Below are 25,924 nucleotides of genomic sequence, written 5' to 3' on the forward strand. Positions count from 1 at the left end.
CATCGAATGTGAACCGGCGGAACGAAGCATCTTCGCTTCAAGAACGGTCATTATTCAAGGCACAGGATAAGGACTGGAACATCGAGCGCTCGGTCACATACGGCCACCGTGCTTCATCACAGTCCACTGCCAGGACCAGCAGCACCGGAGACAATCTCATGAGAGGCTCCTACTAACCGGCGGGGAGGAGGCAGGTCCGTGACAGGTGAACGAGTCTCGGCCATGGGTGGCGGGGTTGCCGACAAGCTAGGCAATCGCTACGAAGGCTGGTGGACGATCTGGCGAGGCGTGGTTCCGGTCCTCCGCGGCCACTATGACGCCATCCAGATCGAGGTTCCAGGGCCTCCTGGTGATGCAGTGGAGTTCCGCCTTTACGGTCATCAGCCGTCAGGGCCGGACCAGGTGCATCAGTGCAAGCGCAGCCGTGCCTCTTCGTGGACGCTGAATGCCCTTCGGACGGAGGGCCTGCTGGATCCGTTCGAGCGCCATTTGAGGCAGGGAACTGAGGTGGTGTTTGCCTCGGGCAAGTCATGCGCTTTGGAGAACGTGTCGGACAAGGCTCGGCGCCTCTCTCTGGACGATTGGACGGCCTCCTTCACGGAAGCCGAAGAAGCAGACGTCGACACCCTCCTTGACGCATGGGAAGCGGACCATGCCGGAGTGCGTAGTCTGCTTCGAGGCTTCACCTTCCACCTGATCAACGATCATCCGCTCAAGGACGCCGCAATAGGCGCCTTGGAGACACAGGTAACCGGGGATCCGAAGAATGCCATGCTATTCCTCGGCGATCTTCTCTTGGAACACATCTCTACCCGGTTGACAGCTCAGTTCCTGTGGTCGGCATTGAAAGAAGAGGGATACAGGCCTCGCGATGGGTACGACCACTCTTCTGTTGTAACCGTCCGGGAAGTCAGTGAGCGCTACGTCGAAGGAGTCCGTCGACGAAGGCCGCAATCACTTTCGTTGATCGCCCGCCCTGAGGTCGAGCAGATCGTCGAGGCCTTGAAGGCCCCGGCCGGAGGTCCCGGTGTACTCGTGGCCGGCGCTCCTGGCGCCGGGAAATCCACCGCTCTCGCTGAGGTATGCGCGCGGCTGGCAGCGGACGGCGTAGTTGTTGGGGCACTCCGTCTCGATGTGACGGACGCATCGCATACGGCGCGTCAACTAGGAGCACAGGATGCAGTCGGCTTCGGCGCCTCTCCATCCGCGGTTCTGGAGCGAGCGGCTGCCGGTGCCCCAAGTGTCTTAGTAATTGATCAGCTGGACGCGCTGTCCCGTTTCAGCGGGCCAGGGCGATCCCGTCCTTGGTGGAGTTCGGGAAGTGCTCGAGACCGCACGAGCCAGTGGAGACATGCGACTCCTCGTCGCTTGCCGTCGCTACGACCTGGACAACGACCGTCAACTTAAAGGGTTGTTGGGCGACCTCACGGTGATCGACCTTGGTCCCCTCACCGATGCGCATATCCGCGAAGCTTTGATGGGATTGGGAGTCGATCCCACTGGACTGTCCGTCACACAACGGAAGTTGTTGAGCAGTCCGTTCGCTCTGCGCTTGCTCGCAGAACTGGTCTCCGATGCTGACAGCGATGGGCGAGCAGAATTCGACGTCACGCGTACCACAACACTGACTCAGTTGCTTGATGCCTTTGACGGCGAGATACGTAGACGACTCAATCAGCGTCTTGGCGTCGACAATTATGCACGGGGTGTCTCAGCGTTCGCCCGCCGACTCAGCGGCACAGGATCCCTCTCTGTCCCTCGCAATGTAATCGGTGAACCCGGTCCGGATACGCTGGACGCACTCATTGGGGAAGGCCTGCTGGTCGAGGACCGTGGCCGAGTACGCTTCTTCCACGAGGTGTACTTCGACTATGCATTCGCGAGGCAGCACATCCAAGCCAGCGGTTCAGCCGTCAGTCTGATCCAGGGGAACTCCCAGGACTTGATGTGCCGACGCCTGGTTCGTGCTGTGCTTTCCCTCGAACGCGAACTCGATCTGGATCATTACAAAGAAGACCTCGAAGCCATACTCTCGTACGCAACGGATCACCGATCACACATCCGCGCAGCCGTACTGACATGGCTGAAGTCTATGGCGTCAGTGAAGCTTTATGAGTTCGAGCATGTCATCAACCTTGCTCTCAACTCAGCCGACCCCCTCTCTCGAAATGCTACGCGCGTTCTAGTGAGCTCTGGGTTCGTCCCCCACCTGCTGAACCACGGGCTGATGGACAGTGTCAGTGCTAGCTTCGACGGTGCCTTCGGCCGACCCGCAGCTCCAGGCAACGGATTGTCAGGGTTTTCCTCAGACCAAACCCGGTGGATGCTGACCGAATCAGCGCGGGTCTCACCAGAAGAGATCTGCGCGGGCCTGATACCTGTGGCACGTGACCCGAGCATCGCGCTGCCGTGGACACCAATGTTCCTGTGGACGGTCTTTCTCGCTGGCCCCACCGCAGGTCAAGCCACCGTAGATCTCTATTGTGCGACCGCGATGACGGTCGGGAACAGCTACGCAGCCATGCCGGAGACCGCAGCGGGTGAAGCTACCTCTCAACAGACCGTATTGGGCAAGGCTGTGGCCGCGCTGTGTGGCTCGGATGGATTCCATGCTCTCAGTACCCTTGCAGGACGTACCACGGCGCCAGTCGCGACCGCGCTGCGTGCCTGGCTTGAAACCCGGGCACAGATCGCAAGGGCTTCTGGGGCTCGGAACGCTTTCGATCATTCGATCTTTAGGTCCCGGGAGGGAACAGGTCTTCGGATCTTCCAGCGTGCCGCAGAGCGTGATCCAGTCGCTTTCCTGGAGAAGCTGACCGAACCGTTGCTCGCAGAGCTCAACGAGATCGACTTCCAGGTGTGGTGGCGTCCCACAGGGACTCCGGATCACAGCGGCCCAGGGCTACGGAATGGAGGTTTCGGCACGGCCGTCGGACTGCCTCCTGATCTGGAAGGGGAAGCGGTCGAGGGATTGCGGACGGCGCTGTGTCTGGCTGCCGCCGCGCATCCGGCCGAGGGAGCGCAATACCTTGAGCAGTGCACCTCGACTGATCTTCTTTTGGCTCATCAACTTGCTGCCTCAGCCTTCAGTGAGTGCGCGCCGGAACTGCACCCGGCTGCTCTGGCTTGGGCTTCACGAGACGATGTACGTGGCCTTCCTCTGAACTCCACGGTTGCGTGGGCTTGGGGTGAGGTCCTGGCCCATCTCGCGGACACAGGTACAGAGTCGGTCCGAGAAAGCTCAGTGGCTCTCGCCATCGAACCGTATGCATCGCTGGACCTTGATGCCGCCTCCGCCCCGGTGAGCAGATCCAGTTCAGGCGCCACGTCCGTGAGCAGGGATCAACAACTCGCCCATGAGCAGCTCGTGGTGCTCTCCATCATCGAACGGCGGATCGGTGCCCGGCTTGAACAATCGGCACGTGAACGGCTCACTCGGCTGACGGAACTATTCGGGTCGGCGCCGACAACCTCCGACGCGTGGGTCCACCAACTCCGCGGAGGAGACCCCGAATCTGAACCGGGACCGCTGACCGATGACCAATGGATCGAAGCAATCAACAACTACGACCAATCCCCAGTCCGACTGGGGACTTTGGAGTCAGCGGCGCGTTCTCAGCCTGTGCGGTTTGCACGATTGGTGACGGCTCGTATCGGTCCACAGCACGATCACCGGTGCACGCTCGCTATCCTCCGCGGGCTTGGCAGTGCTCTCGATCTGCCCTCTGACGGGATACTCAGTGCGGTCGTCGACACGGTCGCAACTGTGTCAGGCTGGGGAGTCGCAGCTTTCAATCGGCAACTGTGCTCACTGCTGGACAAGCTTGCGGGAGCGCAATTGCCTGAGCGGGTACTCGCCTGGCTCGTCGCCGTGGCTACGACTGCAGTCGACCCGATCCCGAGGGCGGCGCCCGCTCCCGGCGAGGAGCACGCCAATGCGGGTCTGAATTCGGACCGAGGCGCTGCGGCTTTCTGCATCGCACAACTGCTTGGCCCCGGGGAGCACAGAGCGGAGCGATTGACGGCACTCCTGCCGGCCATCCGGAGTCTCGTAGTTGATGACGCAGCCCAGGTCCGCATCTGGTGTCCAGTGATCCTGACCCGCGTCCATTTGTCGGATCAGGGTGCTGCCTCTGAATTGAGCCGAAGCTGGCTCAGCCTGGCCGATGACGCCCAGTTCGTCGCCCCCTACCTTGACCGGCTCACGTGGCAACTCCTCCGTAGCAATGCGGATCTGGGACTTACGCTCGTCCAACGAATGCTGGAGGCCGACTCACCGGATGCCCGCCGCCGTGGCGGTGCCCTCGCTGCGATGGCCACCATCCTGGGCATCGGGGCCTTGGAGCCGGAACGGAGACCGCACCCGCAGGATCTGTTCGAACAGAGCCTCCGTGATGCGGCTTCACGCAGCGGAGTGGCCGAAGCGCTGGCCGTGCACGTCGAGGATCTGCCTCAGGTATCCCGGACCCCGGATGCCGAGGTAAGTGCGGATGAGGGGCTACTTGTACGCCTACTCAACGATGAAGATCAAGGTGTGCGCAAAGCTGCGATCGGGTTCGTGCGCCATATAAACGGATCGTTGATCAGGCGCGAGTCGCTCCTGATGGCTCTAGTACCGACATTGGCATTCGCAGATTTCCCGCAGGAGGTCTTTCACGCACTCGACCAAGCAGGGACGGAGTTGCCGGTTGCTGCGGGTCTGTCCCTGTGCGAAACCTGGCTGAGCGCTGGCACTCGGACTGTGGGCGACATCAGTACACGTGACTCCGCGATCGCCTTCGAGGTCGCCGATGTCGTTCTCTCCCTCTATGCCAGTACTCGTGCAGGGAGCTCGGAGCGTGAGTGCACTCTGGATCTCCTGGACTCCTTGGTCGAGGCCGGGGCGATCGACATCGACAGGAAGACCGACGAGTGGGCAAGCCAGTGATCTGCCTCGGGGCGATGACCTCGTGATGACTCCCGGTTCGTGTCCGACGCTGTCGGCATCCCGAAAGGGTCAGGTCAGTCCCGCCGTACTGGCAGGTCGCACCGCGTTGGGACCGAAGCGGGCTCGAGCTCTATCAGCTGCGGCCTCAATCCGGCGTGTCTTGTCGTCGCTGGTACCGAAGGTGAGCTGTCGAGTGGCCGAGTCCGCGTCGAACAGACCGTCCGCCCGCAGGGTGATGCCTCGGACCCTGGCTCGCTGCAAGCCGAGGATGGCGAACAACGCGTAGGTGGCGAGGCGCAGTTGTGGGCTGTGTGCGGTGGGCTCCGGCAAGGTGCGGTTGCGTGTGGTCGTCGAATGATCGGCGTATCTGACGGTCAGGCTCAGGGATCGGCAGACCTGCTGTTCGCTGCGGAGTTGGGCGCCGAGGCGTTCGACCAGGTGTGACAGGACACGGCGCTGCTGATCGGGGTTGAGTTCGTCTCGCCCGAAACGGTGCTCTGCGCAGAGGGAACGAGCCGGGGCGCCTGGGATGACACGGGTGGGGTCAATACCTGCCGCCCGCTGGTGTAGCTGCCGCCCGGCGGCCGTGCCCAGGATGCGTTGAAGTGTGGACAGCGGGGTGACCGCGATCGTGTCGAGGGTGGCCAGGCCGTAGGAGGCCAAGGTACGTACCGTCGCCGGCCCCACTCCTGGCAGGGCAGCGACAGGCATGCCTGCGAGGAAAGCGGTGATGTCCTGAGGAGTGTCGGGGATGGTGCGAATCGCGCCGGGTGCTCCACGGTTGGCGGCCAGTTGAGCGAGCAGCGGGTTGGGGGCGACGCCGATCGTGCAGTCGGCGTCGAAGCCCGCGGCAGCACGCATACGGATCAGGGCCGCCAGCCCCGTGGCGTCGCGGTCAAAGTACCGCGTGCTCCCCGACACGTCAGCGAATGCCGCGTCGGGTGGCAGTCCCTGCACGACCGGGGTGATCTCGCCGAGCATTCCCAAAAGATGACGAAACGTTTCTTCGTTGCATGGTCCGAAGTGGATGTAGAGGATCATCGTGGTCACCCGGCGCTTCCGGGGCTGGAGTGATGGAAGGTTCTTCCGTTGATGGCCGGGGCACCGGGGGGCTTCAGGTCGGCCCAGGGGTGCAGTTCGTAGCCGGTGGGCTGGGTAATGGTCCGGCGTGCGGCGGTTGGAGCAGCAGCGGCTGCCGGACGGGCGAGGCGGTCGGCGACGGCGGTTGGGCCTTTGTCGCGATACAGGTCGATGAGTTCGGCCAGATCCCAGGCGGCGGTGCCGGTGATGCTGAAGGCACGCGGCGGGCGCCGGGCCACTGTCCCGCGCACCAGCAACAGGCTGCTGTGGAAGACCGTGTGGGCGCAGCGTGCGTGACTGTCCTCGAAAAACGCCAGGTCGGACAGGCCGCTGGGATCGTCGAGGGTGGCGAAGATGACGCGCTTGCCGGAGCGGATCGGTGGGGTCTGGGTGGCGACCTTGATGCCGGCGACCAGGACAGGGGCGCCATGCCGCAGGTGCGGCAGGTCGGCGGCGGGAGTCGCGCCGATGTCGGCCAGCAGGGATCGGTGATCTTCCAGCAGGTGCCGGGAGATGTCCATGCCGAGTACGTCGAGTTCCGCGGCGATTTGTTCGGAGGCGCTCATGACCGGCAGCCCCGCCGTAGTGCTGCCGTCCCCCGACGTGTCGATGTCGTTGTCCATGGGGAGTTGTCCCGAGGTGGAGTCACGCCCTCGGCTGGATCGGTGAAGCTCGGCGATCTGCAGCAGCAACTCGCGCCGGGGACCGAAGGCGTCCATCGCCCCGACCTGGGCCAGGCGTTCGGCCAGCGGCCGGCTGGGGCGGGCGCGCTGCCAGAAATCGCCCAGTGAGGTGTAGGGCTGCGCGCCGGTGATGCGCTCGACCTCGGCCTCGGCGATGCCACGCACTTGGGACAGACCTACCCGAACTCCCCACTTACCAGACACCAGTTCGATTGTGTGTGCGGACTGGGAATGGTTGATGTCGGGCAGCAGGAGGGGCACCCCGTGCCTGCGAGCGTCCGCGGCCAGGACTCGCTTGTGGTACATCCCCGGGTCATGGGTGAGCAGTCCGGCCAGCAAAGCCGCCATCCGATGGGCCTTGAGCCAGCTGGACTGGTAGGCCGGCTGCGCGAATGCCGCTGCATGCGCCTTCGCGAAGCCGAAACTTCCGAAGCTTTCCAGGATCTCCCACACCTCCCGGATGACCTGCGCCTGGTAGCCGCGAACGCGGGCCTCAGCGGCGAACCAGGCCCGCATACGGCCACGTCGGTCCGGTTCGGACAGCGCTCGGCGGGCCTCGTCGGCCATTCCGCGGTCGCAACCGGTCATGGTCGTCATGATCGCGATGACCTGTTCGTGGAAGACCACCTGCCCTTTGGTCTCCTCCAGGATGGGCTTCAGGTGCGGATGTGGATAGCGGGCTTGGGTTCGACCGTCACGGGCCTCGATCATCGGGCTCACCATGTTCGCTGCCACCGGGCCCGGCCGGAACAGGCTGATGTCGATGATCAGATCGAGGAACGACCGTGGCCGCAGATTTCTGACCAGCTCACGTTGGCCTGGGCTTTCGAGCTGGAACGTGCCCAAGGTGTCACCGGATGTGATCAGGTCGTAGGTTGCCGGATCGCCGGGCGGCACCTGTGCCGGGTCGTCCAGGTCGAGGCGCTCGCCGGTGACCCGTTCGATCTCGGCGACCGCGTGGGCGAGTGCCGACTGCATCCGCACTCCGATGATGTCGATCTTCGGGTGGCCGGTGTCCTCGATGTCCTCCTTGTCGAACTGGGCCATGGCGATGTCCTCGACGGTGGTCGGCATCACGGGGGTGCGCGCCAGCAGCCCGGCGTTGGACACCAGGAGCCCGCACGGGTGCATCGCGGCCTCGTGCGGCAGGCCGTCCAGCATCTCCACCAGCTCCCACAACCGGCCGTGATCCTCACCGGCGACTTCTCGGAGCTCTGGCAGTTCGATCAGTGCCGCCCGTGCGTCCCGGGCCCGGATGTGCGGAAACGCCTTGGCGAGCTGCACGGCCCGATCAGGGTCCATGCCCCGCGCCCGCGCCACGTCCTCGATCGCCCCACGCACTCGGTACGTCTTGTACACCGCGAGCGTCGCCACTCTCGCGGCCCCGAATCTCTCGCGTACTGCCTGATAGACCTCGAGCCTCCGAGCAGACTCCACATCCAGGTCGATGTCGGGCAGCGCGGATCGCCGCGCGGACAGGAACCGCTCCATGACCAGGCCGTGCGCCACCGGATCGACCGGGCTGATCCCCAGGAGGTGAGTGACCAGCGAACCGACCCCCGAGCCACGCGCAGCGACCCGGATGCCCAGCTTCTTGGCCTCCGCCGCGACCTCAGCGACGGTCAGGAAGTAGCCGGCGAAGCTGTGCCCGGCGATGATCCGAAGCTCAGCCTCCAGCCGGTCCCACCGCGCCACTTCCCGGTGATAGCCGCGGTTCATCATTCCCGCCGCGCACCGTTCGGCCAGTACTCGGTCAGCCGACTCCGCAGTGGCACCCACCAAATCGGGCTCCGGCAGATTCAGCCGCCCCAGTCCGAACGCCTCGCCCGGATCGACCACACAGGCCGCCGCCGTCTCCTCGGTCGCTTTCAACAGCTGCTGCGCCTCAGCGCCACGTCCGCCCATCGCCTCAGCGACCTGCCCGGCTATCCGTTCCATCTCTCCAGCGTCCTTCAGCCATCGCTGCCCGCTGTCCAGCCGTGCCGCATCCCGGGTGTCGATCGGCACCAGCAGACGCGCGGAATCCAGGATGTCAGCGACCTCCCGCTGGTACGGGTCGGCATATCGCACACTGTTGCTGAGAACGGCCTCCACCTGCTGCTCGGCGGCGAAGCCCGCCATCCGCGCGGCCAGCCGCAGCGACCCCGGTCCGGCGCCAGGCCGTCCGTGACAGACCACCTCCAGCCGCAGTGCCTCCCCGAACCGCTCCCGCCATGGCTCCAGCAGCAGCGCCGCTCGGTCCGGCCGCCCCGACGCCAGCGCGCGGCCCACCTCGGAACCCGCCCCGAGCAGCACGAACAACCCCTCGCTCCCGCTCGTCAGGTCCTCCCAGGAGATCCCCTCAGCCGACGCAGTCGATACCAGCCGGCACAGTTCGGCCCAGCCCGATGCGGACCGAGCCAGGAACACCGCCCGGAAGGGGGCCTCCGTCACGAAGGCACCACCCTTGGCCGGAGTGCGCTGCCGCTCCGTCCCAGACAACCGGGATCCCGGCGCACCGGGAACCGCCAGATCAGTGCCGAACAGCGGTCGTACTCCAGCTCGCTCGCACGCCTTCGCAAAGCGCACGGCGCCGGCAAGGGAGTCCCTGTCGGTCAGCGCCAGAGCATCCAGTCCGCGTTCCGCCGCCCGCTCCGCAAGCGCCTGCGGATGGCTGGCCCCGTAGCGCAGCGAGTAGCCGCTGGCGACGTGAAGGTGCGTAAACGACATACACACCTCCTGGTACCCACAAGCCCCCCTTCGCCTGTCCCATCCCGCGAGGTCCTCACCATAACCCAAGGGTCGCACGTTCGTTCGATAGGCGCATGCGGAAGGACCTCACAGTTGCGTCACACGCATTTGCTGATGACCTTGCCCGGCCCTGAAGGTGCCTGGCTGCCGTTCACGCCTGGACGCGGTGGTGGACAGCCGCGCGCAAGGTGAGGCGTTCCAGCGTGAACAAGATCGCCTGGCTACGGTCAACTGCTCCACGCCATGCACGGCCGAAGAAGGCAAGATGGAAGCATGCAAGATCCTCAGGCCGGGAGTGCGTCACCTGCTCGACAACTGCCTGATCGACTTCGCGCGGTAGGGCCGGGCTGGCACCCTCTGCTCCTGCAACTGCAACTCCTGACACATGACCCGGGTTACGGATCGACAATCTGAAGGAAAAGCTCGGCGGTGTGCGGATCCGCGTCACCACCACCTCGGCTACCGCGCGCACCGCTGTGAGTAGCGGCGCGAGTTCTGGGGTCTGGCACAAGTTCCGTGAGCCGGCCACGCAGCGTCCCGCGAGGAGAACGCGTTTCCGTAGGAGCGGAAGCCCGCGCGGCCGAACATCTGCCGCTTGAGCATCTTGATCCGGTTGACTACCCCTTCGACCGGGCCGGAGTTCCAGTCGGTGGTCAGCCCGACCGTCACCGCGTCGAAGTCGCTGTACAGGCCGGTGGCGAAGCTGCTGGTGCCGGGCAGGTCGGCGTCGCCGGCTTCGGTGATCCACTCGGGCAGGCGGTCGCCGCTGAGCGTGGTGAGCATCTCCGCGAACGAGTTGGTCAGCTCTGCGGCGGAGGGAGTTCCGGGCAGTGGTCGAGCACGGTCTTGCGGTGCAGTTTCTCCTCCTCGGTCAGGGTGGCGGGGTGCCGGGTGCGCCAGCCGGTCACCTGCCGCACGGACGGCGGTGGCGGGGCGGGTGTGAAGCCTTCTCGCCGGGGCAGGTCGCGCCGGGCCCAGTCGTGGACGGTGGAGTAGGCGCCGCGGAAGCCGCGTGCGGAGATCTCGCGGCGGAGTTCGAGAATCGCCACCCGGCCCTCGGTCTCGGCCCAGCGTCGTTCGAGGTAGGGCTTGAAACGGTCGAGTTTGCTGGGGCGTTGGCGCTTGTGGCCCTTTGACCATCTCCTGCCGGCGGGCGGCGCGGGCGTACCGCTGGACAGTGTGGCGTCCCCGGCCCAGATGATGGGCTGCACCTACTCGTCCTGGAGGTTCAGCCAGTGCATCGCGTCCAGGGCGATGCCGACATTGGTGCCGTGCCGGTCCAGAGTGACGGGCAGGCGGTCTTCGGCGCGGCGAATGCGTTGCAGGATGGTGTTTCGGTGGGTGAACAGCAGCTCTGCTGTCCGGGATGCGTTGTACCGCTGGTGGATAAACATTCGCAGCGTGTCACGTAGGTCCTGTGGGCCTGAGGCCAACGGGCCGAGAGTCGCGTAGATGAATTCGCGTAGCCGGGCTTCATCTCGGGCCAGCAATATGACGGCGGCGACGTCGTCATAGAAGGCGACCCGGTGCGCGTTGTTGCTCTGCACCAGCCGTTGGGTCTCCACCGCGCGGTCGTGGGTGCGTCGGAATCCGTCCACTCCCTCGTCCAATGAACCGATCGCAAGCCTGACGTCGCGGTGCGGGGCTAGAGCGGTCTCGAGCGCCTCGGCCGAAACTGGGATTCCGGGCGTCAGCCACAGCCACAGCGACGAAGCGCTGGCATGAACGAGCAGTCGGCTTCTGGACTCCGCGATCCGGCTGAGCTCGCTCGCCACCTGCACGAGTGCCGCGCGATCGGCGAACTGTGGTGGCGCCCAGAGGATTACCCCCAAATGTCTGGCTGAAAGCGAGTATCCGAGACTCTGATCAGCGCCGGTCACAGGAACCGGTGCTCCACCCAGGATGAGATTGACAAGCTCGAGGCGTCTTACGTGCTCGTCGCCCGACAGACCTGCGCGCTCCTGCTCCAGAATGTCGATCACGGCAGTGACTGTGCGGTCGACCCAGAGCGACAGTGAGCGCGAGGCCCGGTCAAGCGCGGGCTGCAGGACGGCGGTTTCATCGCACAGTGAAAATGCGATCCGCATCAAGATGGACCACATCGCCTGTTGAGCGGCGTAGTTGGAAGCGCGGAAGGTGTCCTCCTCACCCCAGCGATATCCGTCGCGCGAGATGTTGACGATCTGGCTTGTCAGGAGGGGCTCCACGTCCCGCCACGGGTCCTCGTACATCGAGCGTGCCCAATGATGCGAGTAGGCCCGGGTCGCCTCACCGATCGCCTCTGCAATGGAGGGGTCCGATCCGAAGCGGGCATCGATTGCGTTGACAAGTGCGTCCTGGATCGGACCCAAGACGGAGGGATCGGCCAGGAATGCCTTGCACATGGTGCGTAGCAACTTTTCGGAGTCGCCCCGCAAACCGGCGCCATGCATAGCGCTCACACTACCGCTCCTCCCTGTGCCCTGCGACTGTGCACTATGCACTGGTCTCTCGGGTAGTGCTGTGCACTCCACCATTGAGTGGCGCCTGTCACAGGTCGACCATGAGTGCGTCGGTGCACTCGGCCGGCCCCGCGATCGGACAAAGGCGAACGACGATGGGAGAGTCAGGTGACTCGTGTGCTAGGGCCCCGGGCTGAAGCGCGATTCAGGTCCGGTGATGGCGAGCGTGAAGCAACGATCTTCCGTCCCGCCGCTTCCGACGATCGAGGGGCCCCACCGATCGTTTTGCTCGCGCACGGAATCTCTGGGGTCAAGAGCCACCCGCGAGTCGAGATCCCCGCGCTGCTCTCCCTCTACCAGGCCGGCCGGTTGAACCTGGACGAGCTGATCACCAACAAGTACCGGTTCGAAGACATCGATCAGGAGTACCAGGACATGAAAGAAGGCAAGAACATTCGCGGCATGGTGATCCACACGGACGCCGACCGTTGAGCGCCCCGGCCTACATCGGCACCCCCGCAGGCGGCCAGGTGCTGGACCGGACCTCCCTGTACATCGACGGTGAGTGGGTGACCTCGGCCGGGACCGACCGGATCGAGGTGCTGAACCCGGCCACCGAGGAAGTGATCGCCCAGGTCGCGGCCGGGACACCGGCGGACGTGGATCGCGCGGTGGCCGCTGCGCGCCGGGCGCTGCCGGCCTGGTCGGCCCGGCCGCCGGGCGAGCGGGCGGACTACCTGGAAAAAGCCCACGAGGCGCTGGTGGCCCGGACCGACGAGATCGCCGCGCTGATCTCCCGAGACATGGGGATGCCGCTGCAGGCCGCCGCATCCATACAGGTCGGCCTGCCTGCCTTCAACCTGGCGAACTTCGCCCGGCTGGCCAGGAGCTTCACGTTCGACGGCCCCGAGGTCGGCAACTCCCTGATCGTGCGGGAACCGATCGGTGTGGTCGGCTGCATCACCCCCTGGAACTTCCCGCTGCACCAGATCGTGCTGAAGGTGGCGGCTGCGCTCGCGGCCGGCTGCACGGTGGTGGTCAAGCCGACCGAAGTGGCTCCGCTGGCGGGTCATGCGCTGGCCTCGATCTTCGACGACGTCGGCCTGCCGGCCGGGGTTTTCAACCTGCTCAGCGGGTTCGGCCCGGTGGTCGGCGAGGCGCTGGCGGCGCATCCCGGGGTCGACATGGTGTCGTTCACCGGCTCCACCCGGGCCGGGAAGCGGGTCGCGGTGGTGGCGGCCGAGACGGTCAAGCGGGTCGCTCTGGAGCTCGGCGGGAAGTCGGCCAACGTGCTGCTCGACGATGCCGACTTCGAGCGGGCGGTAGCCGACGGCCTGGCCAAGTGTTACGTCAATTCCGGTCAGACCTGCTCGGCGCTGACCCGGATGCTGGTGCCGGTCGGCCGGCTGGCCGAGGCGGAGCAGATCGCCGCCCGGGTGGCCGGCGAGTACCGGCACGGCGATCCGTCCGACCCGGGGACCCGGCTGGGGCCGCTGGTCAGCTCGGTCCAGCTGGAGCGAGTCCGGTCGTACATCCAGAAGGGTATCGACGAGGGCGCGACCCTGGTCGTCGGCGGAGTGGAGAGCGGGCGCGACCCTGCCGACCCGGGCCGGGGGTACTACGTGCCGGCCACCGTGTTCTCCGGCGTCACCCCGGAGATGACGATCGCCCGTGAGGAGATCTTCGGCCCGGTCCTGTCGATCATGCCGTACCAGGATGAGGACGACGCCGTCCGGATCGCCAACGACACCGAGTACGGCCTGGCCGGTGGGGTCTGGTCGGCCGATCCGGAACGCGCGCTGCGGGTGGCCCGGCGCCTGCGGGCCGGTCAGATCGAGGTGAACGGGGCCGCGTTCAACCCGGGCGCGCCGTTCGGCGGGTACAAGCAGTCCGGCGTCGGCCGCGAGGGCGGCGCCCAGGGACTGGAGGAGTTTCTGGAGACCAAGGCGATCCAGCGCTGATGCGTGACGAAATCACCAGACCCGATCAGGAACCCGAGGAGGACACGTGACCACCAGGGAAAAACCGCGCAAGTGGATCAACGCCGAGATCGAGGCGCTCGACCCGGACGTCGACCATGCCCGGATCTGGCAGCTCGGCAACGCCTACCGGACCAGCCCGATGATCCTCAACATGGCGGTGTGCCAGGGCTTCCTGCGGCTCGTCGGGCCGGGCAGCGGCGCACGCACACTCGTCCGCGGCGGCAAGGGCAAGGTCGTCCTGCACCAGCAGCGTCGTATAGAGGGCACCATGCACGCGGTGTGGACCTGGTACCTCGGCGAGGGTGCGCACGACCCGAGCGTGCGTGAGTCCGTCGAACGGGTCAACCGGCAGCACGACGCCTGGGCGGGGAAGTACCCCGACGCGATCCTGGACGTACGCCAGTACACGTACACGATCTGCATCCTCGCCGCCGAGCCGCACCGGGTGATGCAGCGGCTCGGTCTGCCCGGCTTCAGCGCCAAGGAGCAGCGGGCCGCCTACCGGCACTGGTCGCAGATCGCCGGGCTGTTCCGTATCGGTTCGGACCAGGGCGTCCCGTTGCCGGCGGACTTCGACGGGATGCTCGCCTTCCTCTCCGACTTCGAGCGCAACGACTACTCGACCGCTCCGGAGAGCAACGTCGTCGCCGAGGCGATGCTGCAGCAGTTCTGCGACCGCTGGTTCCCCCGCCCGTTGCACGGGCTCGGTCGTGCCCTCGTGCTGTCCCTTGCCACCCCGGACCTGCTCGCCGTCCACGGGCTCAAGGGCCCGCGACCGCTCGTGGTCCGGACCCTGCGGCGGACACTGCGCACGCTCATCACCGTCCAGGTCCGGTGGGCGCCCGACCCGGTCGAGGTGGCGCCGATCCGCGCCGCGTTCGCCGAGCCCCGCCCGGAGACCCCGATGGGCGGCCGGCTGAAGGCCGCTCTGGCCGGCATGAGGGGAGAACGGCCCGTGCCGGACGGGTCGACGAGTACGGACGTCTGACGTGTCGGCTGGGACCGGTACACGGTCGTCGGGATCCTCGCCCCGTCCGCACCGGCTCCCGAACTCGACCCCGCGGCGGTCGTCAGCCGGCTACCGTCCCCCGCCGGGCGGTCGCGGTCGGCGTCTCCTCGACCCTTGTGAGGGCCACTGCCGGCCTGTACCCGGCAGTCCGTGCTGCCCGGATCGCTCCGACCGAGGCGCTGGCAACGCCGTCAGCCGACACGGCGCGGCCCGCCGCCTCACCCACCGGTTCGTTGCGAAGGCTCACGGCGTGCCGACGTCACCGTTCACCACTCGGGTGGCGTCCGTGATCGTGCTGACCTCATGTCGACGGATCTTCCGCAGCAGCCGGATCAGGGTGCCGCGCTCGCGGGCGGTCAGGGCTCGGGCCCATTCGGCCTCGCGGGCGTTGTTGCGTGCGAAGAGCTCACCGACCACGTCGTGTCCGTAGTCGGTGAGCTGGATGGTGACGGACCGGCCGTCCTTGTCCGACCTGCTGCGCTGGATGAGTCCCTTGCGTTCCAGGGTGTTGAGCACCGCCGAAACGCTGGCCTGGGAGACGTTGGTCAGCCGGGCGAGCTGCAGCGGGGTCAGTTCGCCGACCGTCTTGACCGCGAACAGGGCACGAAAGCCCGCCCAGGTGAGGCCGGCCGGGCGCTGGACGCTGACCTCGAAGTCCTGCTGGAGCCGTTCAGCCGCTCTTACCAGTCCGAAGATCATGAGCATGGCGTCGATGTCCGCGTCCGGCGCGAAGGATCGCACGGCCTCGACGGCCTGGGCGTCGGCCTCGGCCGGATCGCCGGGGATCGGGAGCTGGGACTGGCTCGACTGCATGAAGGGAATCTGTCCTCACCAATAGGAGAAGTTACTGAGAGGTCTCAGCATATCGCCGACTCGCCCTACGTTCTGCCCGGTTACGAGGCGGTGGCCCCCGCGTCCACGGGCAGGGCGGTCCCGGTCACGAAGGAAGACGCGTCGGAACAGAGCCAGAGCACGGCATCGGCGATCTCCTCCGGTTCGGCGAACCGCTTGATCGCCTGGGGGGCTACGGCCTGCGCCTGGAGTTCGGGCGGCAGAGCGGCGATCATGTCGGTGCGGACCGCCGCCGGGCAGACCGCGTTGACCCGGATGTTCCGGTCCGCGCACTCGATGGCGGCGGTCTTGGTCAGACCGATCACGGCATGCTTGCTCGCGGAGTAGGCGGCACCCTGCGGAAGGCCGATGAGCCCGGCGAGCGACGCGGTGTTGACGATCGCACCGCCACCCGACGCGGCCATGAGGGGGATCTGCGCCCGCAGCCCGTGCCAGACCCCTTTCACGTTCACGGCGAGGCAACGGTCGAAGGCCGCCTCGTCGGTGTCGGTGACGCTGCCCTGCACGGCGATACCCGCGTTGTTGTGCGCGAAGTCCAGCCGCCCGTACGTCTCTGCCACGGTCGCCGCGAGTGCGGTGCACTCGTCGGCCTCGGTGACGTCGCACGCGACGAACAGTGCCCGCCCGCCGGCCTGCTCGACCAGCCGCACGGTCTCCAGTCCGGCGGCGCGTCGGCTGCCCAGATCGGCGACGACGACCGCCGCCCCGGCGCGCCCGAATGCCACGGCGGCGGCTCGTCCGATGCCACCTGCCGCGCCGGTGACCAGCCCGGCCTTGCCCTTCATTGTGATCTCCATGCCTCCGAGACTAGCTCGATGTCTTAGTAATTCACACCCGCTCAATACCTAGACCTCTAATTAATTGGTTGCTACGTTGAGGCCGCTTCAGAGTGAGAGGAGCGCACCGTGCGCCTCATTCCGGCCGTCGTGCCGCGACTGGACGTCCTGAACGTCCCGCGCGAGGCAGAGCGCCAGCTCGGCCTCGCGACCGATCCCCGTCAACGGGCGATCCTGACCAACTTCCGCCGCCACGCCATGCTGGAGGTGTCCGGCCGGTGGCCGGAGATCCTCGACCCGGATCTGACCGTGCCTCACCCCGTCTACCGCATCGCCGAAGGCGACAACACCGCCGTCTTCGACGGCCATGACGCCGTCGAAGGCTTCTACCGCACGATGACCGACGCCGGACTGAACGTGCTCGTGCCGCTCACCGAGCGCATCGCGGTCGCGGACTGGGGACTGGCCATCGAGTCACTGCTGGGGCAGATCGTCCCGGGTGCGCTGATGAAGCCCGCGATGGGCGAGGACGTCGACGACCTCGACGCCCACTACCTCGTCACCCACAAAGTGGCCAATGTCTGGCCCTATGACGAGGCCGTCAAGCTGCTCGGCGAGCACGTCTACATCGACCGCGCCTCACGCGAGGTCCACCGCATGGATCCAGCGGACGTCGTCACGCCGCAGCAGGCCGCTGACCTGCTGGCACCGTTGCTCGACCCACCTATTGACGTGGGTGTGACCCCGGCGTAGCTTCCAGAAATCGGTTAGATCTCTCAGTATTTTTCTGCACCCGCGGGTCCGAGTCGGCCCGCATGTACGGGAGGCCCGACGTGCCTTTCCAGCCACCTTCCCACACCACCGTCCGCCCGCTCCCCGACGCCGCCGCCAACGCCTTCGTCGCGGCGCTCGGCACGGACGCGGTCCTCACCGCCCCCGAAACCGTCGACGACTTCCGGGACCCCTTCTCCCACCCGGGCTGGAGCGACCACACCGCGGCCGCCGTCGTCATGCCGGCCACCGTCGAAGAGGTCCAGGCGGTCGTCCGCATCGCCGGCGAGCACCGCGTCCCGCTGTGGACCTTCTCCCAGGGCCGAAACAACGCCTACGGCGGACCCGCCCCCCGCGTCCCCGGATCGGTGCAGGTCAGCCTGCGCCGCATGAACCGCGTCCTCGAAGTGAACGAGGAACTGGCCTACGCGGTCGTCGAGCCCGGTGTGCGCTTCTTCGACCTGTACGACCACCTGCGGGCCGGCGGTCACAAGGTCTGGTCCTCCGCCCCCGACCTCGGCTGGGGCAGCGTCATCGGCAACGCCCTCGACCACGGGATCGGCTACACCGTCGACGGCGACCACGCCGCCCGGCTGTGCGGCCTGGAGGTCGTCCTGCCCGACGGGAGTCTGCTGCGCACCGGCATGGGCGCGATGTCCGGCAACCGTGCCTGGCACGCTTACCCCCGTGGCTTCGGTCCCACGGCCGACGGTCTGTTCAAGCAGTCCGGACTCTCCATCGTCACCCGGGCGGGAGTGTGGTTGATGCCCGAGCCGGAGTGCTATCTCTCCGGCGGCGTCCAGGTGCCCCGCAAGGAGGACCTGCCCGTCCTCATCGACGCGCTTCGCCCCCTCCTGCTGGACCGCACCCTCCAGAACCACCCCGCCATCGGCCATCCGCTCTTTATCGCCTCCGTCATGGACGGCGCACCCACCCGTGCCGAGGTGTACGACGGTCCCGGCCCCGTACCCGAGGACGCGGTTCTCCGGCTCGCCCGACGGATGGGCCTCGGCCGCTGGAACATGCGCTTCGCGCTGTACGGCACCGAGGGCATCGTCGACGCCCGCCTCGCCCGGATCAGGAAGGCACTGTCGGTCATCCCCGGCGTCCACGTCGTCGGCGAGAAGTTCGCCGGACACGCCGTACACGACACCGCCCGAGATCAGAACGCCCAGGTCCAGGCGGGCATCCCCAGCCTGGACCTGATGCGGGCACTGTCCTGGTACAGCGGCGAGGGAGGCGGCCATCTCGACTTCTCCACCGTCTCACCCCTGCGCGGGGAGGACGTCGTACGGGTGCATGCCCTGCTGGACGACCAGCTGAGCGGCAGCGGGCTGGACTACGACCCCGCCATGATCCTGGGCCAGCGGCACATCACCAACGTCGCCCAGCTCTACTTCAACCCCTGCGACGAGAAGCAGACCGGCGACGCCTACCGGCTCTACCCCGAACTGGTCCGCGCCCTCGCCGGGGCCGGCTACGGCGTCTACCGCACGCACGTCGACTTCATGGACGCCGTCGCCGACACCTTCGACTTCGGCGATCACGCGCTGCGCCGCTTCAACGAGCGACTCAAGGACGCGCTCGACCCACACGGCATTCTCTCCCCCGGCAAGCAGGGCGTCTGGCCTTCCGGACTGCGCCACCTGCGCGACGTGTCGCCCAGCCGCTGACCCGCTTCCGCCCGCGCGCCCTCTCTCCCTTCCCCTTCGCCCCAGTCGACCACCGTGAGCAACGGAGCCCATTGTGAAGACCAACGGCAATCGCCCGCACAGATCCACGAGCACCCGCGTGCTCACCGTCGCCGCCTGCGCACCCCTCCTGGCCCTGCTGGCCACCGGCTGCGCCTCCACCGGCACCGGCGCCCCCGCGGCCTCCTCCGCGAAGCCGTCCAAGGCCTCCAAGTGCGGCCTCGGCAACGGCAAGACGGCCACCGGGCCGGCCATCAAGCTCGGTGCCATCGTCTCTGACACCCCCGGGCTGAGCTTCACCGACGTCACCGACATGGCGAACGCGTACTTCTCCTGCGTCAACGCCAACGGCGGCATCAACGGCCGCCCCGTGAAGCTCGTCGTGGAAAAGGACGCGCTCGACCCGCAGTTGACCGCGTCCCTGGCGACCAAGCTGATCGACACCGAGAAGATCGTCGGCTTCACCGCCAGCAGCAGCGTCCTGGACTGCTCGGTCAACGCCAAGACCTACGAGAAGAAGGCCGTCTACGGCATCGACGCGGGCCTGTCCCTCGACTGCTTCAACTCCCCCGCCATCGCGCCGGTCAACGTCGGCGCAAGTTACAGCGCGCTGGCCACCGCCCAGTACCTGCTCGACAAAGGCGCCAAGAAACTGGTCGTCTTCACCAGCAACACACCCGACTCCAACGCCGTCAACTCCAGCATCAAGGAGCTCGGCAAGAAGGCCGGCGTACCGGTCACCGCCTGGGTGGAGAACGTCCCGATCGCCGACGCCAACGGCCTCGCGCTCAAGGCCGCCCAGGCCGCGGGCGCCGGCGGCGGTGTCGTGGCGAACCTCAACGCGGGTGAGGCGCTGAAAGTGTTCAAGGCCATCGAGCAGCAGGGCCTGATCGACCAGGCCCTATGGGGCTGCCCGGCGGGCTGCAACGACCAGTCCATGCTCCAGCAGCTGGGCAGCGCCTGGGACGGCAAGCTGGGTGTCAACGCCGAGGTGAACCTGGCCGGCTCGCCCGGTCCGGACAACCAGCTCTATCTCCAGCTGCGTCAGAAGTACGCCCCGAAGACCCAGCTCGGAAACTTCGGCCAGCTCGGCTTCACCGCCGCACGGATTGCCGTCCAGGCGCTGCTGAGCATCAAGTCCGGCGACTACACCACCGCCACCGTGGGCGCGGCGTTCAAGGGTGTCAAGGACTACCGGTCCGACCTGTACTGCAAGCCCTGGTACTTCGGCACCCAGGCGTTCCACACCGCCAACAACACCACCCGGACCATCACTCCGAAGAGCGGTCAGTGGGCGCAGACCCAGGACTGCTCGGAGATGCCCGCCCTCCCGAACAACAAATTCGCCGAGATCCGCGCATACGAGAAGCAGATCGGTCTCGGCTGACCGCCGACTGTCCGATCGGAACAGGATGTCTCCCATGCCGAGCCTTCTGCCCTTCCTCGTTCTCGGACTGGCTCTCGGTGGTGTGTTCTCGCTCTCCGGCGTCGGCATCGTGGTCCTGTACCGCACCACCGGAGTGCTCTATCTGGCGGGCGGAGCGGTCGGCGCCGTCGGTGCCTTCACCGCCTGCTCCCTGGCCACCACCGCGGGCCTGTCCGTCTGGCCCGCGGCCGCACTCGGCGTGGCGCTGTCGGCGGCGATCACCCTGCTGTACGGCCTGCTCCTCGGTCCCCGACTCGCCCAGCGCGAACCGCTGGTCAAGGCCGCGGCCACGCTCGGTCTGACGCTCGTCCTGCTGGGCACCATGTCCTGGATCTGGGGCGCGCAGACCTACTCCCTCTCCCTGCCCACGACCGCCTGGGGCATCGTCCTCGGCACCGTCCACGTCAACGGCACCCAGCTGATCAGCCTGGCGCTCGGCCTGCTGCTCACCGCCGTCACCGCGCTGTCCTTGGACCGCACGGCGCTGGGCACGGCGATGCGCGCGCTGGCCGACGACCGGGAGAGCAGCGCGCTGCTGGGCGTACCGGTACGCCGGGTGGAGGCGGCCGCCTGGCTGGGTTCCGGCGTCGTCTTCGGCGTGGCGGGGATCGTGCTGTCCAACCTGGTCGGCCTCGACATCACCGGGCTGACGTTCCTGATCATCTCGGGGCTGGCCGCCGCCCTCGTCGGACGGCTGGAGTCGCTGTGGACCACGCTGGCTGCCGGCCTGGTCATCGGGGTCGCCCAGTCCCTGCTCACTTCCGTGGCGAGCCTGTCCTCCTACCGGTCCATGACGCCGTTCCTGGTGGCGATAGCGGTCGTGCTGGTCATGGCCGTCCGCCGCCCGTCACAGACAAGGGTCTGACGAATGAACGTCCTCGAAGACGCGCACCGCGCCACCGCACCGGGCGGCCAAGCGCGGCACCCGACGGCAGCCATCGGGCACGGGCTGCGACAGCCCCTGTCGGCAGCGGCCTGGCCGGCCGGTGTGGCGGCGGCGGCCGCACTCCTGCTGCCGCTGTTCACCAGCGCGTACTGGATCCAGGTCCTCACCGCCGCGGCGGTGTTCTCGGTCGCGGCCCTGGGTCTGAGCGTGCTGTACGGGCGGGTCGGGCTGATCTCACTGGGCCAGATCGCGATGCTCGCGGTCGGCGGCTGGACCGCGCAGCGGCTGGGCCAGACCGGCGCGTTGCCGTTCTGGCTGGTAGTGCTGGCCACCGGTGTGGTGACCGGTCTGATCGGGATCGTCATCGGGCTTCCGGCCCTGCGGCTGTCCGGCCTGTACCTGGCCCTGATCACCCTCATGCTGGCCGCCGCGGTCACCATCGTGCTGACCAACATCAACTTCCCCAACGGCGGACCCGGCTTCCTCGGCTACGACCCCGTGAAATCCGGCACCGTGCCGCTGGCCCGGCCCGCCGTCGCCGCCGGCGACACCGCGTACTTCCGCTACACGGTCGTGGTCTGTGCCCTGATGTTCCTGCTGGCCATCGCCCATACCCGGGGCAGGCCGGGCAGGGCCTGGGCGGCGATCCGGCAGAGCGAGCACGCGGCGGTGGCCGCCGGGATCAACGTCACCCTGTACAAGCTGTGGGCCTTCGCCCTGGCGTGCTTCATGACCGGTGTGGCCGGGGCCCTCCTGGCAGCCAGCGCGGGCGGGCTGACGGTCTACCAGTTCCCCCCGCAGGAGTCGATCACTCTGCTGGCCGCCCTGCTGATGGCGGGCATGTACCACTTCGCCGGAGCCGTCGTGGCAGGGCTGCTGCTGAAGGCGATGCCCGCCCTGCTCGACACCTGGGGGGTCAGCGGCAACGTCCTGCTGATCGTCTTCGGGGTGGGCCTCGTGCAGACACTGGTCACCTCGCCGGAGGGCATCGTCGGCCAGCTGAGCCGGGACCTGGCCCGGCTGGGTGCCCGGGTCCGGGTGCGGAGGACCACGTCATGATCGAGATCAGGGAGCTGACCGTACGCTTCGGCGGCGTCACCCCCATCCAGGCCGTGGATCTGACGCTGCCCGGCGGCGCCTGCGGCCTGATCGGCCCCAACGGCGCCGGCAAGACCACCTTCTTCAACGTACTCAGCGGCTTCGTCACCCCGGCGACCGGCCGCGTCCTGGCATTCGGTGACGACCTGCTGGCCCTGCCGGGCCACCGCCGGGCCCGCTGGGGGCTGCGCCGCACCTTCCAGACCGAGCAGGCGATCGAGCAGCTGTCGGTGTACGACAACGTGGCCATGGTCCACGAGCACACCGGTGGCCACCGCCGCGACCGCCACCGCGACGTGCTCACCGCCCTGGAGTTCGTCGGCCTTTCCGTCAGCCCCACGGCCCCGGTCGGCGCCCTGGGCGCGGGAGAACGACGGCTGGTCGAGCTCGCCCGTGCGGTCGTCGGCCGCCCCCGCGTGGTCCTGCTCGACGAGCCCGCCGCGGGGCTGCCGGACGAGGAGACGGGCCGGATCGGTGCCGTGATCCGCCGCATCCCGGCGGAGCTGGACGCCATGACCGTACTGGTCGACCACGACATGAGCCTGGTGTCTGCCTGCTGCGACGTCACCGCCGTGCTCGACTTCGGCCGGATCGTCGCCGCCGGTCCCACCCAGGAGGTCCTGCGCGACGAGCATGTCGTGCGGGCCTACCTCGGTACCGAGGAGATCGCATGACCGTCACCACCGCGCCCGCGCTGCACGTCGAAGAGCTCCGTGTCGTGCGCGGAAGCCGGACCGTGCTGCACGACGTACGTCTCGACATCCCCGCCGGAGAGGTCACCGCTCTCCTCGGTCCCAACGGCGCGGGCAAGTCCACCCTGGTCCTCGCGCTCGGCGGCATCCTGCGCCCCACCGGCGGGCGCCTCCTGCTCGGCGAGCGCGAGCTGACGGGACGCCGGCCCGAGAAGGTGCGGGCGGCCGGGGTGGCAGTCGTACCCGAAGGACGGCGGCTGCTGCCCAGCCTGACCGTCCGTGACAACCTGCACGCCGCGGTCTACGCCCTCGGCCGAGAGGCCCGCCGGACCGGAGTCGAGTACGCGCTGGAGCTCTTCCCCGAGCTGAGGCAACGCTGGCACACCCCCGCCCGTGCCCTGTCCGGCGGGCAGCAGCAGATGGTCGTCCTGGCCCAGGCACTCGCCTCCCGGCCGTCCGTGCTGGTCGTGGACGAGCTGTCGCTGGGCCTGGCGCCGGTCGTGGTGAAGCGTCTGATGCCGGTCCTGGCCGACGTCGCCGCCGCCGGCACGGCCGTCCTGCTCATCGAGCAGTTCGCACACGTCGCCCTCGCCCTGGCCACCACCGCCCACATCCTGGAGGGCGGCCGCATCCGCTTCAGCGGCACGGCACAGGAGCTCAAGGACAACCCCGAGAAGCTGAGCGCCGCGTACCTGCTGCGCACGAATGCCGAGGACTCCCCGTCATGACCCGACCGCCCCTCTCCGCCGACGCTCTGGCCGCTCTCTCCGCCGCCCTCGGCCCGGAGCATGTCCTGCACCGCCCCGAGGACCTGCTGCCGTACCGCGATCCCTACGCCCACGCCTCCTGGCAGGAGCACATCCCCTCCGCTGTCGTCTCGCCCGCGACCGTCGAGGAGGTCCAGGCCGTCGTCCGGATCGCCGGCGAACACAGCCTGCCGCTGTGGACGTTCTCCCAGGGCCGCAACAACGGATACGGCGGTCCGGCCCCGGCCACCACCGGCTCGGTCTCGGTCAGCCTGCGTCGCATGAACCGCATCCTCGAACTGGACGAAGACCTCGCGTACTGCGTGGTCGAGCCCGGTGTGCGCTTCTTCGACCTCTTCGAGGAGATCCGGCGGCGCGGCCTCGCCCTGTGGCCCTCCATCCCCGACCTCGGCTGGGGCAGCGTCATCGGCAACTGCCTCGATCACGGCGTCGGCTTCACCCCGCTCGGCGACCACCCCGGCCGCCAGAGCGGCATGGAGGTCGTCCTCGCTGACGGCTCCCTGCTGCGTACCGGCATGGGCGCCATGGAGGGCAACCCGTCCTGGCCCGTGCGCAAGCCCGGCTTCGGTCCGTCGGCCGACGGGATGTTCATGCAGTCCAACTACGGCGTCGTCACCAAGATGGGCTGCTGGCTCGTACCGCAGCCCGAGGTGTACATGTCCTGCGACGTGCGGGTCGATCGCGAGGAGGACATCGTCGCCCTCGTCGACACCGTCCGCCCGCTGCTCCTGGACCGCACCATCCCCAACTACCCCATCGCGTACAACACGATGCTCGTCGGCGGCGCGCTCAGCGGTGTCCCCCGCGAGTACTGGTACCGGGGAGAGGGCGCGCTTCCGGAGGAGGCCATCGACCGTATAGCCCGCGAGACGGACACGGGCCGCTGGTACATGCGCTTCGCCCTGTACGGCCACGCGGAAATCGTGGAGCAGCAGTACGAGATCTGCCGCCGCGCCTTCGAGGCCATCCCCGGCGCCCGCCTCACCGCTCGCGCATACGACGGCGCCACCGCCGTCGACCGGCTCACGGCGCCCGTCGAACCGGTCCCGGACGGGCCGGCCGCCGCCCTGCCGCGCATCCGGCACCAGTCCGACACCACCCAGGCCGGCGTCCCCACGCTCGACCTGCTGGACAACCTCAGCTGGGACGAACACGGCGTGGGCGGCCACCTCGACTATTCCCCCGTCGCCCCGCTCACCGGCGAGGAGGCGCTGGAGCAGAACCGCTGGCTGCGCTCCGCCCTCGCGGCCGAAGGCCTGGACTACGCCACCTCCCTGATGCTCACCCCGCGCGCCTTCGTCAACATCACCTCGTTGTGGTTCAACACGGCCGACGCGGCGCAGACCCGGCACGCGTACGACGTGATCGGCCGGCTCATCCCGGAAGGCGCCCGCCGCGGCTACGGCGTCTACCGCACACACCTGCGCCACATGGACGCTGTCGCCGACACCTTCGACTTCGGCGGCCACGCCCAGCGCCGCTTCAACGAAACCGTCAAGGACTGCCTCGACCCGCAGGGCATCTTCTCGCCCGGCAAGCAGGGGATCAGGGCGCGGGCGCTGCGCTGACAGCACATACGTGAGTCGGGCCCGCGGCACCAGGCCGCGGGCCCGACGTGCCTCACGCAGAGGTGTTCGGACACAAGAGTGCCGGGGGCCCGAACTCGCGGGTCCCGCCCGGCACTTGCCTCGTCAGAGCACCCCGGGCACCGAGGCGGCGTTGTGCAGGCTCGAGGCGATCGCGGCCTGCTCCTTCCCGCCGAGCAGCGTCACACCGGGCGGCGCGGCGAACACCACACGCGCGTCGGGCCCGGCGGCCTCCGGAAACTCCTTCTTCAGCAGGTCCGTGGCCCGCTGCGCCTCGATCCCCGGCACGCTGAGCTGCGTGGAGAGGTTCCCGTGGAGGGCGATCCGGAGCCCGCCCACCACCGCGAGCAGCAGCCAGCCCACCACCACCCAGCGCCGGCGGCGCGCCGCCCACCGGCCGCGTGCGTACAACTTTCCAGCCATGACTGTTCCCTGTCGCCGATCCGTCGAGACGGCTGCAGCCTAAGTTAAATTTGCAGCAGACTGTAACATTGCGAGGGGCTGTAACTTTGCAGTAATCTTGGCGC

General features: G+C 67.7%; 22 protein-coding genes. 14 read left to right on the plus strand and 8 right to left on the minus strand.

What is annotated here, in order from left to right:
* The first annotated feature begins 198 nt into the window (after window positions 1-198).
* Together ACZ6BB_RS15070 and ACZ6BB_RS15075 are read left to right on the plus strand one after the other, a co-directional pair.
* Window positions 199-1,407 (plus strand): ATP-binding protein, encoded by a 1,209-nt coding sequence (locus ACZ6BB_RS15070; protein ID WP_471615633.1) that lies wholly within the window; start codon window positions 199-201, stop codon window positions 1,405-1,407.
* Complete coding sequence (locus ACZ6BB_RS15075; RefSeq protein WP_471615634.1) at window positions 1,352-4,927, plus strand: hypothetical protein; 3,576 nt, start codon at window positions 1,352-1,354, stop codon at window positions 4,925-4,927. The genes ACZ6BB_RS15070 and ACZ6BB_RS15075 overlap by 56 nt, the downstream gene beginning before the upstream one ends.
* A 69-nt stretch (window positions 4,928-4,996) precedes the next feature.
* On the opposite strand, the gene ACZ6BB_RS15080 is transcribed toward ACZ6BB_RS15075, so the two are convergent.
* Window positions 4,997-5,968 (minus strand): DNA polymerase Y family protein, encoded by a 972-nt coding sequence (locus ACZ6BB_RS15080; RefSeq protein ID WP_471615742.1) that lies wholly within the window; start codon window positions 5,966-5,968, stop codon window positions 4,997-4,999.
* Between the two features lie 5 nt (window positions 5,969-5,973).
* Entirely contained in the window at window positions 5,974-9,399 is a 3,426-nt protein-coding gene (locus ACZ6BB_RS15085; RefSeq protein WP_471615635.1) for a DNA polymerase III subunit alpha, read from the minus strand.
* 190 nt (window positions 9,400-9,589) lie between these two features.
* Here ACZ6BB_RS15085 and ACZ6BB_RS15090 point away from each other — a divergent pair, with 190 nt between their 5' ends.
* Window positions 9,590-9,760, plus strand: a complete 171-nt coding sequence (locus ACZ6BB_RS15090; RefSeq protein ID WP_469500737.1) for a hypothetical protein — start codon at window positions 9,590-9,592, stop codon at window positions 9,758-9,760.
* Window positions 9,761-9,879: 119 nt separating this feature from the next.
* On the opposite strand, the gene ACZ6BB_RS15095 is transcribed toward ACZ6BB_RS15090, so the two are convergent.
* Genes ACZ6BB_RS15095 through ACZ6BB_RS15105 form a run of 3 tightly spaced genes read right to left on the minus strand, consistent with a single transcriptional unit; the run spans window position 9,880 to window position 11,852 of the window.
* Window positions 9,880-10,203, minus strand: a complete 324-nt coding sequence (locus ACZ6BB_RS15095; protein ID WP_469500735.1) for a transposase — start codon at window positions 10,201-10,203, stop codon at window positions 9,880-9,882.
* Window positions 10,204-10,220: 17 nt separating this feature from the next.
* Window positions 10,221-10,631, minus strand: coding sequence for a hypothetical protein (locus tag ACZ6BB_RS15100; protein ID WP_471615636.1), 411 nt, complete (start codon window positions 10,629-10,631; stop codon window positions 10,221-10,223).
* Window positions 10,632-11,852, minus strand: coding sequence for a PucR family transcriptional regulator (locus tag ACZ6BB_RS15105; protein ID WP_471615743.1), 1,221 nt, complete (start codon window positions 11,850-11,852; stop codon window positions 10,632-10,634).
* A gap of 294 nt (window positions 11,853-12,146) precedes the next feature.
* Here ACZ6BB_RS15105 and ACZ6BB_RS15110 point away from each other — a divergent pair, with 294 nt between their 5' ends.
* Genes ACZ6BB_RS15110 through ACZ6BB_RS15120 form a run of 3 tightly spaced genes read left to right on the plus strand, consistent with a single transcriptional unit; the run spans window position 12,147 to window position 14,831 of the window.
* A complete protein-coding gene (locus tag ACZ6BB_RS15110) occupies window positions 12,147-12,353 on the plus strand; it encodes a hypothetical protein (RefSeq protein ID WP_471615637.1) in 207 nt (68 codons plus the stop codon).
* Window positions 12,350-13,822: an aldehyde dehydrogenase family protein gene (locus ACZ6BB_RS15115; RefSeq protein ID WP_471615638.1), complete on the plus strand. Its 1,473-nt coding sequence runs from the start codon at window positions 12,350-12,352 to the stop codon at window positions 13,820-13,822. Before ACZ6BB_RS15110 ends, ACZ6BB_RS15115 begins: the two co-directional genes overlap by 4 nt.
* A 46-nt stretch (window positions 13,823-13,868) precedes the next feature.
* Window positions 13,869-14,831 (plus strand): hypothetical protein, encoded by a 963-nt coding sequence (locus tag ACZ6BB_RS15120; RefSeq protein WP_471615639.1) that lies wholly within the window; start codon window positions 13,869-13,871, stop codon window positions 14,829-14,831.
* Between the two features lie 264 nt (window positions 14,832-15,095).
* Here the strand turns inward: ACZ6BB_RS15120 and ACZ6BB_RS15125 are convergent, their stop codons facing one another.
* Together ACZ6BB_RS15125 and ACZ6BB_RS15130 are read right to left on the minus strand one after the other, a co-directional pair.
* On the minus strand, window positions 15,096-15,665 hold the full coding sequence (locus ACZ6BB_RS15125; RefSeq protein WP_471615640.1) for a MarR family winged helix-turn-helix transcriptional regulator: 570 nt from the start codon (window positions 15,663-15,665) through the stop codon (window positions 15,096-15,098).
* Window positions 15,666-15,745: 80 nt separating this feature from the next.
* Window positions 15,746-16,501 (minus strand): glucose 1-dehydrogenase, encoded by a 756-nt coding sequence (locus ACZ6BB_RS15130; RefSeq protein ID WP_099935560.1) that lies wholly within the window; start codon window positions 16,499-16,501, stop codon window positions 15,746-15,748.
* Window positions 16,502-16,609: 108 nt separating this feature from the next.
* Here ACZ6BB_RS15130 and ACZ6BB_RS15135 point away from each other — a divergent pair, with 108 nt between their 5' ends.
* The 8 genes from ACZ6BB_RS15135 (at window position 16,610) to ACZ6BB_RS15170 (ending at window position 25,379) form a co-directional block, all read left to right on the plus strand.
* Window positions 16,610-17,233 carry a hypothetical protein gene (locus tag ACZ6BB_RS15135; RefSeq protein WP_471554529.1) on the plus strand — a complete coding sequence of 208 codons (624 nt, stop codon included), beginning with the start codon at window positions 16,610-16,612 and terminating at the stop codon, window positions 17,231-17,233.
* An 80-nt stretch (window positions 17,234-17,313) separates the two neighbouring features.
* Window positions 17,314-18,924, plus strand: coding sequence for an FAD-binding oxidoreductase (locus ACZ6BB_RS15140; RefSeq protein ID WP_471615641.1), 1,611 nt, complete (start codon window positions 17,314-17,316; stop codon window positions 18,922-18,924).
* 73 nt (window positions 18,925-18,997) lie between these two features.
* A complete protein-coding gene (locus ACZ6BB_RS15145) occupies window positions 18,998-20,329 on the plus strand; it encodes an ABC transporter substrate-binding protein (RefSeq protein ID WP_471615642.1) in 1,332 nt (443 codons plus the stop codon).
* Between the two features lie 34 nt (window positions 20,330-20,363).
* On the plus strand, window positions 20,364-21,233 hold the full coding sequence (locus ACZ6BB_RS15150; protein ID WP_471615643.1) for a branched-chain amino acid ABC transporter permease: 870 nt from the start codon (window positions 20,364-20,366) through the stop codon (window positions 21,231-21,233).
* A gap of 3 nt (window positions 21,234-21,236) precedes the next feature.
* On the plus strand, window positions 21,237-22,313 hold the full coding sequence (locus ACZ6BB_RS15155; protein ID WP_471615644.1) for a branched-chain amino acid ABC transporter permease: 1,077 nt from the start codon (window positions 21,237-21,239) through the stop codon (window positions 22,311-22,313).
* On the plus strand, window positions 22,310-23,026 hold the full coding sequence (locus tag ACZ6BB_RS15160; RefSeq protein WP_469500698.1) for an ABC transporter ATP-binding protein: 717 nt from the start codon (window positions 22,310-22,312) through the stop codon (window positions 23,024-23,026). The genes ACZ6BB_RS15155 and ACZ6BB_RS15160 overlap by 4 nt, the downstream gene beginning before the upstream one ends.
* Window positions 23,023-23,772 carry an ABC transporter ATP-binding protein gene (locus ACZ6BB_RS15165; RefSeq protein WP_470790014.1) on the plus strand — a complete coding sequence of 250 codons (750 nt, stop codon included), beginning with the start codon at window positions 23,023-23,025 and terminating at the stop codon, window positions 23,770-23,772. Before ACZ6BB_RS15160 ends, ACZ6BB_RS15165 begins: the two co-directional genes overlap by 4 nt.
* The gene (locus ACZ6BB_RS15170; RefSeq protein ID WP_470790012.1) at window positions 23,769-25,379 is read left to right on the plus strand and encodes an FAD-binding oxidoreductase; all 1,611 of its coding nucleotides are present in this window, start codon (window positions 23,769-23,771) and stop codon (window positions 25,377-25,379) included. Before ACZ6BB_RS15165 ends, ACZ6BB_RS15170 begins: the two co-directional genes overlap by 4 nt.
* Window positions 25,380-25,502: 123 nt before the next feature.
* Here ACZ6BB_RS15170 and ACZ6BB_RS15175 read toward each other — a convergent pair whose 3' ends face one another.
* Complete coding sequence (locus ACZ6BB_RS15175; protein WP_471615645.1) at window positions 25,503-25,820, minus strand: hypothetical protein; 318 nt, start codon at window positions 25,818-25,820, stop codon at window positions 25,503-25,505.
* Window positions 25,821-25,924 lie beyond the last annotated feature (104 nt).

The organism is Streptomyces sp. NPDC041108 (genome assembly GCF_055592645.1).